This is a genomic window from Bilophila sp. 4_1_30 (assembly GCF_000224655.1).
GTDB classification, from domain to species: domain Bacteria; phylum Desulfobacterota; class Desulfovibrionia; order Desulfovibrionales; family Desulfovibrionaceae; genus Bilophila; species Bilophila wadsworthia.
In genome coordinates, this window is sequence record NZ_JH114232.1 from 301,555 (window position 1) to 309,969 (window position 8,415).

Here is an 8,415-nt window from a genome sequence, read left to right on the forward strand (position 1 = left end):
AAACCCCTCCCCACCCCTTCCCAAGACTTTCACCAGTGGGGGTGAGGGCAAGGCAGCGCCTTTCCCGGCGCTGTTTTCTTTACAAGGAGCGAAGCAATGGGAATGAAAGACAGATTCCGCGCAGATCGGGACTTCATTGACGGCGTGCTGAACGACGCCGACGACATGGTGGTTGCCCTGAACGACGGCGACGGGGCCCCGTATGCCTTTCCGGTGAATTTTGTCCTGCTGGGCGACGCGCTGTACATCCATACCGCGTTCACCGGAAAAAAAATGGACTTGATCCGCAAGAACCCGCGCGTGGGGTTCTCCGCCTATGTGGATGTCCGCATCATCCGCGAGAAGGCCACAACCACGTTCCGCAGCGTTTGCGGGACCGGGACGGCGGCCATCGTCGAGGACAAGGAGGAAAAACGCACCGCGCTCGATGCCATCACCGTGCGCTACAAATCCTTGTGCCCGCGCCCCGCCCCCGATTCCATGATCAACCGGGTCGCCATCATCCGCATCGACATCGACTCGCTCATGGGGAAATACGCCCCCGGCAAAGAGGAAGCGCTCAAAGCATGAACCCTCCGCCAGCGCATCAGACCTTGCCCCTCGTCACGGAGCGCCTGTGGACCCGTCTCTGGACAGAGGCGGATCGCGCCGCTTTCCGCCGTATGAACGCCGATCCCCGCGTCATGAAGTTCTTTCCGTCCACACTCTCCGAAGCCGAAAGCGACGCACTTCTGGCCCGAATTCAGGCACATCAGGAGGAGCACGGCTTTACGTTCTGGGCTGTGGAGGACAAAAACACCGGAAATCTCGCCGGACTCACCGGGCTTGCACGGGTGGCCTTTGACGCGCCGTTCACGCCCTGCGTGGAAATCGGCTGGCGGTTCCTGCCCGAATACTGGGGCACGGGGTACGCCCTCGAAGCCGCCCGCAGCGTGATGGGCTACGCCTTCAAGGGTCTGAACCTTCCCGAAGTCGTCGCCTTCACCACGGAAACCAACCTGCCGTCACAGGGCCTCATGCGGCGGCTCGGGATGCTCCACAATCCCGCCGAGGATTTCGATCATCCCGCGCTGCCGCCGGATCACCCGCTCCATCGCCATGTGCTCTACAGGATGCTGAAAGACTTCTGGGAGTGACGCCCCCGAACCTGAGGTTTGCCTCAGCGTGCTCCCTTTTCCACAGCTCCCCATGCCACCCCCCACACAAAAACCCGCCCGAACGGACATCGCTCAGGCGGGTCTCCTTCCCTCTACCGGGAAAACCGGCAACAGGGATTCAATAAACACGAAAGTCTTTGGAGAGGAAAGGGAGGGGGGTTGGGGAGGGGAAGGAGAACCTTTCTCCAGAAAGGTTCTCCTTCCCCTCCCCAATCTTTCACAATCCCACTACTTCCCTTCAGCCTCGATCTCTTCGCGGACGTAGTTCACGAGTCCGCCCTTGTCGATGAGGTTCTGCATGACGGGGGACAGCGCGGGCACCTTGATGGTCTCGCCGGTAGTCAGGTTCTTGATCACGCCCTCTTCGGGGCTGACTTCGAGCTTGTCGCCGTCCTTGATCTTGTTCACGTCGTCGCCGATTTCCAGCAGCAACAGCCCCATGTTGAAGGCGTTGCGGTAGAAGATGCGGGCGAAGCTGTGCGCGATGACGGCCTTCATGCCCGCGCCGAGGATGGCGATGGGAGCGTGCTCGCGGGAAGAACCGCAACCGAAGTTGCGCTCGGCCACGAGGATGTCGCCCACCTGCACACGCTTGACCCAGCCGTGCTCAAGGCCTTCCATGCAGTTTTCGCCGAGCTTCTTGGGATCGGTCGTCACAAGGAAACGGGCCGGGATGATGGCGTCGGTATCGATATGTTCGCCGACTTTATGCGATACACCAGTGAAAGGCATATGTTTCTCCTGTAGTACTCTCGCTAGAAAAATCCACGGGGGTCCGCACGCTCCGAAGGGATGCGGCGGAACCGAGGCGGCCGGGCGGAACCGCTCCGGTACGCCTCGCACTCCGGGCAACCTTGAGAGGCAGCCCGACCGGACGGCATTACAACTTTTCGGGGCTGGTGATCACGCCGGTGACGGCGGAAGCCGCAGCCGTACAGGGGCTGGCAAGATACACTTCGGCTTCGAGGCTGCCCATGCGGCCGCGGAAGTTGCGGTTGGTGGTGGCGATGCAGCGTTCGCCGTCGCCAAGAATGCCCATGTGTCCGCCGAGGCAGGGGCCGCAGGTGGGCGGGCCGACGATGCAGCCGGCATCGCTAAAGATGTCGAAAAGCCCTTCCTTCATGGCCTGACGCCAGATGGTGGGCGTCGCGGGCAGGACGATGCAGCGCACACCCTTGGCGACCTTGCGGCCCTTGAGCACTTCGGCGGCGTCGCGCATGTCGGAAATGCGTCCGTTGGTGCAGGAGCCGATGACCACCTGATTGACGGTCACGTCCTTCACTTCGGAAACGGGCTTCGTGTTTTCGGGCAGGTGCGGGCAGGACACCTGCGGCTCCATGTTGCTCACATCGATGCGTACGATCCTTTCATACGTCGCACCGGCGTCCGCTGCAATGAGTTTCGCATCGGGGCTGTTGTGATCGCGGCAATAGGCGAGCGTTTTCTCGTCGGACGGGAACAGGCCGCACTTGCCGCCCGCTTCAATCGCCATATTGGAGATGCAGAGGCGCGCTTCGACGTCGAGCTCGGAGAGGGTTTCGCCGCCGAATTCCAGCGCCTTGTACAGGGCGCCGTCCACGCCGATGTCGCCGATGAGCCGCAGGATCAGGTCCTTGCCGCGCAGCCATTTGGGCATCTTGCCTTCAAATTCCACGCGGATGGTCGGGGGCACCTTGAACCACAGCCTGCCGAGCGCCATACCGGCGGCGACGTCCGTGGAGCCGAGGCCAGTCGCAAACGCGCCGAGGCCGCCGTAGGTGCAGGTGTGGCTGTCCGCGCCGATCACGAGATCGCCGGGCTTCACAAGGCCCTGTTCGGGCAGGAGGGCGTGCTCGACGCCACAGTCACCGCCTTCATAATAGTGGGTAACGCCCATTTCCTGCGCGAACTTGCGGGTCACCATCACCTGATTGGCGGAATCGATGTCCTTCTGCGGGGTGAAGTGGTCCATCACCAGAAAGACGCGATCCTTGTCGAACACCTTGGCCGCGCCCATCGCCCGGAAGGACTTGATGGCGAGCGGTCCGGTGATGTCGTTGGCGAGCACGCCGGAAAGATGGCAGTTGACGATTTGCCCGGCTTCACGGACTTCTTCATCCGTGTGGGCCTGAAGGATTTTCTGGGCAAGAGTATGAGGCATGGGACGGCTCCAGAAGGTAAGAGGTTTCCCGACCGACGGGCGAAAACGCCATTCCGCGTTTCCTCATCAATCGGAATCGTTACAACATTTTTTCGACCGAAAGACCAGCGCCCGGCAGACCGCTTTTCCCCCGGAAACCGGGGCTGCGCAGGGAAAGCGCGGCGCTGCCCATCAGCCCGGCTAAGGGGCGGAAGCCGGAGGAACGGCCCGTTATGGCTTTCCCCCGGCTCCGCGCCTCAGTTGCACGTATTGATGGCCGGTTCGCCGGTGGCTTCCTGCGTGCGGAGGGCGTCGCGTTCCTTGTGATCGAGACGGTTCAGGGCATCGATGTAGGCCTTGGCGCTGGCGACAATGATGTCCGGGTCGGAACCGCGGCCCGTGGCGCTGTATTCACCCTCGCGCAGGCGCACGGTCACTTCGCCCTGCGCGTCCGTGCCGCCGGTGATGGCGTTGATGCTGAACTGCTCCAGATCAGGGGCGCGGCTTACAATCTGGGAAATGACGTTGAAGGTCGCGTCGATGGGACCGGCGCCGAACCCGGCGCGGCGCATTTCCTCTTCCCCGGCCTGGATGACCACGGCGGCGGTGGCGGGCATGGAGGAACCCATCGTCGTCTGCACGGACACGTTGCCCAAGCGGTAGCGATCCGGCAGGCGGTAGACTTCGGAGAAGACCAGCGCTTCGAGGTCTTCGTCATGCACGTTGGCCTTCTTGTCCGCGAGATCCTTGACGGCGGCGAACACCACGTTGACCTGCTCGTCGTCCAGACGGTAGCCCAGTTCCTCAAGGCGGGTGCGCACGGCGTTGCGGCCGGAATGCTTGCCGATGACGAGGTCCGTGGACTTGCGGCCGATGGACTGGGGCGTCATGATTTCGTAGGTTTCGCGGTTCTTCAACATGCCGTCCTGATGGATGCCGGACTCATGCGCAAAGGCGTTGCTGCCCACGATGGCCTTGTTGGCGGCGATGGGGCGGCCGATGATGAGCGACAGCAGGCGGCAGGCCGGATAGAGCTGCTCGTTCTGGATGCCGCAGTCCACGCCGTACACGTCGGGGCGGACCTTCATCGCCATGACGATTTCTTCCAGAGAGGCATTGCCCGCACGTTCGCCGATGCCGCAAAGGGTCACTTCGGCCTGACGGGCACCGTTCTGGATGGCGCTCAGACTGTTGGCGACGGCGAGCCCGAGGTCGTCGTGGCAGTGCACGCTGAACACTGCCTTGTGGGAATTCGGGGTATTTTCGATGACGTACTTGATCAGCTTGCCGTATTCGTCGGGCTGGGCATAGCCGACGGTATCGGGGACGTTGATGGTGGTGGCCCCGGCATTGATGACCTCGGTGAACACGCGGACGAGGAAATCAGGATTGGAGCGCGAGGCGTCTTCGGCGGAAAATTCCACGTTGTTGGTATACTTGGCGGCATGGCGCACGGCGGCGACAGCCATTTCCACGACCTGATCCGGGGTCTTGCGGAGCTTGTACTCCATGTGGATGGGCGACGTGGCGAGGAAGACGTGGATACGCGGGTTGCGCGCCCCGTTCAGCGCCTGCCATGCGCGGTCGATGTCGTTCTTGTTGCAGCGGGCGAGCGCGGCGACCTGCACGTCGGTGACGGCGTTGGCGATGGCATGAACGGCTTCAAAGTCGCCCACGCTGGAGGCCGGGAAACCGGCTTCGATGACGTCCACGCCAAGGCTTTCCAGCTGACGCGCCATACGGAGCTTTTCCTGGAGGTTCATGGTAGCGCCGGGGGACTGCTCGCCATCGCGGAGCGTCGTGTCGAAAATAATGACGCGATTGGACATGGGATTCTCCTTGGAGTCTTTCAGCCGGAAACAGTCCGTCTCAGTCCCGACGCCGCCCGATGCGACTTCTTATAACTATACGGTTTTATTGCTGTTTTCCGTTGAAAAAGATCTCATATACAGAAGGGAGGGACAGGGAACCGCTCTAATCAGGTTCCCTTCCCTCCCCTAGATCAAAGCGCCATCTACCGTTAATTCTGCGTAAGGCTCCCTAGGAGCTGCCGGTTACGGCGGGGCAGAATGATGTAGGTGTAGATGGGGCCGGACAGAAGGTAGATCGCGCCCAACAGGAACCCGAAGACAACGGGCTGAGACAAGATGAGCACGAACACAAGCAAAGCGGAGATCATGGAGCTGAAGGCATGTGTCTTCAAGAAGCCGTATTCCTTGAACGAGAAATAGCGCACGCGGCTGACCATGAGCAGGGCCATCACAAAGGTGACGACCAGCCCGAGGAACGGCGTGCGGGCTTCCAACCATGACGGGAGATAGGAGGAAAAGAGGATGAACATGGCGACGGCGCACCCGGCTGCCGGACAGGGGAGCCCGACGAAGAACTTCTTGCTCACCGTGGTGACGCAGACGTTGAAACGCGCCAGGCGCAGGGCTGTGCAGGCCACATAGAGGAAGGCCACGCCGATGCCGAGCTTGCCGTAGCCTTCGAGCACCCACATCCACGAGGTGAACGCGGGAGCGACGCCGAAAGCGACGAGGTCGGCCAACGAGTCATACTGGATGCCGAATTCGCTGGCCGTGTTGGTCAAACGGGCGACTTTCCCGTCCAGTCCGTCCATGAGGGCGCTGAACAGGATAGCGAGGGCACTGCCTTCGATATTGCCCTGCACCGCGAGGAGCATGGCAAGAAAGCCCGTAAACAGGCTGGCAGTGGTAAAAAGGTTCGGGAGGATATACACTCCCCGCCGAACGGGTTTTTCTTCTTGCATAATAAGGTACCTGTGGGAATCCTGCGAGCAGATTCCGGCCGCGTCGAAGAGGCGCTAGGCCTGAAATTTTCTGGCCAGGATGCTTTCTCCTGCCGCGACCACATCACCGTTGGCAACGACAGCACTATAGTCAGGAGGAAGATAGAGGTCAACCCGAGAGCCGAAACGGATCATGCCGTAGCGTTCGCCGCGGGCGAGGGTGTCGCCCTCTTCCACGCGGCAGACGATCCGCCGGGCGATGAGCCCCGCCACCTGCACCATAACCCATGACCGCCCGCCGTCGTCGCGCACAAGGTACGCGCAGCGTTCGTTGTCCGTGGACGCCTTGTCGAGCGCGGCGTTGAAGAACTTGCCGGGGAAATAGCGGATGGCCTCCACCCGTCCGGCGACGGGCGAACGGTTGACGTGCACATTGAACACATTCATGAAAATACTGATGCAGGGCCGGACCTCTCCCGTGATGGGATCGGCTTTCGGCTCCACGCGGATCACCCGGCCGTCGGCGGGGCTGACGGCGATGTCATCCTCCGAGGGCACCACACGCTCGGGGTCCCGGAAAAAATGCCCGGAAAACCAGGTGAGCACAAGAAAAACCAGCGCCAGCGGCCAAAAACGCAACGCCGCGAACGCCAGCGCCGTCAGCGCGAGCAGAAAGAGAAACGGCAGCCCTTCCGGCGCCACACCGATATTGCCTTTTCGCATCTGTCATCCTTCACTTTATGGCCGGGGAACGGCTGCCCTTCCCGGCCCAACAAGGTTAAACGTGATTTTCGGATCATGACCGAAAAAGGCCACGGATGCAACCCTGCATCGCCGTTCCGCATACGGCCCGGCTAGTCCCGCCAGAACTCGGGGATGAACAGCACGAGGATGGCGTAAATCTCCAAACGGCCCAGCAACATGCACAATGTCAGAACCCATTTGGACAGCGTCGGGACATGGCTGAAGTTGTCCACCGGCCCCACGCTGCCGAGCCCCGGCCCCACGTTGGAAATGCAGGTCAGCGTCGCCGTGAACGCGCTCACCAGATCCATGTCCTGCACGGTCAGGACAATCGTACCCACCGTAGTAACAATAAGATACAACAGGAAAAAACCAACCACCCCCGAGATGACTTCAACGGGCACGGACTTCCCGGCGATCTTGAGATGGCGCACGGAATGGGGGTGCAGCAGGCGGAAGATTTCCAGATACGCCAGCCGGAACAGCATCACGAGGCGCATGACCTTGACGCCGCCGCCCGTGGACCCCGCGCAGCCGCCCATCAGCATGAACATCAAAATGATGACCAAGGTGATGGAGGGCCAGAGGTTGAAATTTTCCGAAACAAACCCCGTGGTCGTACAAACGGAGACAAGCTGGAACACCGCCGCCCGCGTGACCGCCTCGAATTCCGGGAACGAACGCATCCCAAACAGGCCGTGCTCCACGAGCCCCGCCACGATGACCGCCGAGCCGAGGATGAGCAGCACGGTATAAAAACGGCATTCCCGATCGCGCAGGTAGACCTTGACCACGCCCCTCAGCGCCTGCGCGTGCAGAGAAAAATTGATGCCCGCGATGAACATGAAAAAAATCAATATCCACTGGATGGACGCCTGCGGATACGCCGCGATGGAGTTGTTCTTGGTCGAGAAGCCGCCCGTCGCCACGGTCGAAAAGCTGTGGTTGAGCGCGTCGAACCAATCCATGCCCGCGATGTACAGCAGCACGGTCAGCACGATCGTCATCAGGCAGTAGACCCGCCAAAGCGTGAGGGCGGTGTCCTGCATCCTCGGCGTGAGCTTGTCGGGGCTCGGCCCCGTCACCTCCGCCCGGTACAGCTGCATCCCGCCGACGCCGAGCAGCGGCAGCACGATCAGCGAGAGCAGGATGATCCCGAGGCCGCCGATCCAGTGGGTCAGGCTGCGCCACATGAGCAGGCCGTGCGGCAGGCCCTCGATATCTGCAAAAATCGTCGCGCCCGTGGTCGTGAAGCCCGACGCGGCCTCAAAAACCGCATCCGTCACCGAGGCCGTCGACGTCAGCACGAACGGCAGCCCGCCCGCGAAGCTCGCCACGATCCAGCAGATGCCCACCACGGCGAACCCATCGCGCAAGGTCAGGTTCAGGGGCGTCTGCGAACGGTTGGTATACGCCAGCGCGAGCCCGCCGCCCACCATGATCACCAGCGACGAGAGCAGGCCGAGGAAGGCCCCGTCCCCATACCACAGCGATACCCCGAGCGGCAGCACCAGCGACGCGCCCACGCACACCAGCAGCACTCCCACGATAAACAGAACCGAACGTATTTGCATGGCTGACCTTCTTGAGGAGGAAAGATTGGGGAGGGGAAGGGGCGCCTTTCTCGAGAAAGGCGCCCCTTC

8 protein-coding genes are annotated in these 8,415 nt (G+C 61.7%); 2 read left to right on the plus strand and 6 right to left on the minus strand.

Annotation, left to right across the window (positions count from 1 at the left end; all coding sequences use genetic code 11):
* Positions 1-102 precede the first annotated feature (102 nt).
* Together HMPREF0178_RS08145 and HMPREF0178_RS08150 are read left to right on the plus strand one after the other, a co-directional pair.
* The gene (locus tag HMPREF0178_RS08145; RefSeq protein ID WP_232281236.1) at positions 103-570 is read left to right on the plus strand and encodes a pyridoxamine 5'-phosphate oxidase family protein; all 468 of its coding nucleotides are present in this window, start codon (positions 103-105) and stop codon (positions 568-570) included.
* Positions 567-1,136 (plus strand): GNAT family N-acetyltransferase, encoded by a 570-nt coding sequence (locus tag HMPREF0178_RS08150; RefSeq protein WP_009368284.1) that lies wholly within the window; start codon positions 567-569, stop codon positions 1,134-1,136. The genes HMPREF0178_RS08145 and HMPREF0178_RS08150 overlap by 4 nt, the downstream gene beginning before the upstream one ends.
* 249 nt (positions 1,137-1,385) lie before the next feature.
* Here HMPREF0178_RS08150 and HMPREF0178_RS08155 read toward each other — a convergent pair whose 3' ends face one another.
* From HMPREF0178_RS08155 to HMPREF0178_RS08180, 6 genes are all read right to left on the minus strand, one after another.
* The gene (locus HMPREF0178_RS08155; protein WP_005028034.1) at positions 1,386-1,889 is read right to left on the minus strand and encodes a 3-isopropylmalate dehydratase small subunit; all 504 of its coding nucleotides are present in this window, start codon (positions 1,887-1,889) and stop codon (positions 1,386-1,388) included.
* Positions 1,890-2,037: 148 nt separating this feature from the next.
* A complete protein-coding gene (gene leuC, locus HMPREF0178_RS08160) occupies positions 2,038-3,297 on the minus strand; it encodes a 3-isopropylmalate dehydratase large subunit (RefSeq protein WP_009368285.1) in 1,260 nt (419 codons plus the stop codon).
* A gap of 236 nt (positions 3,298-3,533) precedes the next feature.
* Positions 3,534-5,105: a 2-isopropylmalate synthase gene (locus HMPREF0178_RS08165; protein ID WP_005028036.1), complete on the minus strand. Its 1,572-nt coding sequence runs from the start codon at positions 5,103-5,105 to the stop codon at positions 3,534-3,536.
* Between the two features lie 191 nt (positions 5,106-5,296).
* On the minus strand, positions 5,297-6,049 hold the full coding sequence (gene pssA, locus HMPREF0178_RS08170; RefSeq protein ID WP_005028037.1) for a CDP-diacylglycerol--serine O-phosphatidyltransferase: 753 nt from the start codon (positions 6,047-6,049) through the stop codon (positions 5,297-5,299).
* Between the two features lie 54 nt (positions 6,050-6,103).
* On the minus strand, positions 6,104-6,751 hold the full coding sequence (locus tag HMPREF0178_RS08175; RefSeq protein WP_005028038.1) for a phosphatidylserine decarboxylase family protein: 648 nt from the start codon (positions 6,749-6,751) through the stop codon (positions 6,104-6,106).
* Positions 6,752-6,882: 131 nt separating this feature from the next.
* Entirely contained in the window at positions 6,883-8,346 is a 1,464-nt protein-coding gene (locus tag HMPREF0178_RS08180; protein WP_005028039.1) for a TrkH family potassium uptake protein, read from the minus strand.
* Between the last annotated feature and the right edge of the window lie 69 nt (positions 8,347-8,415).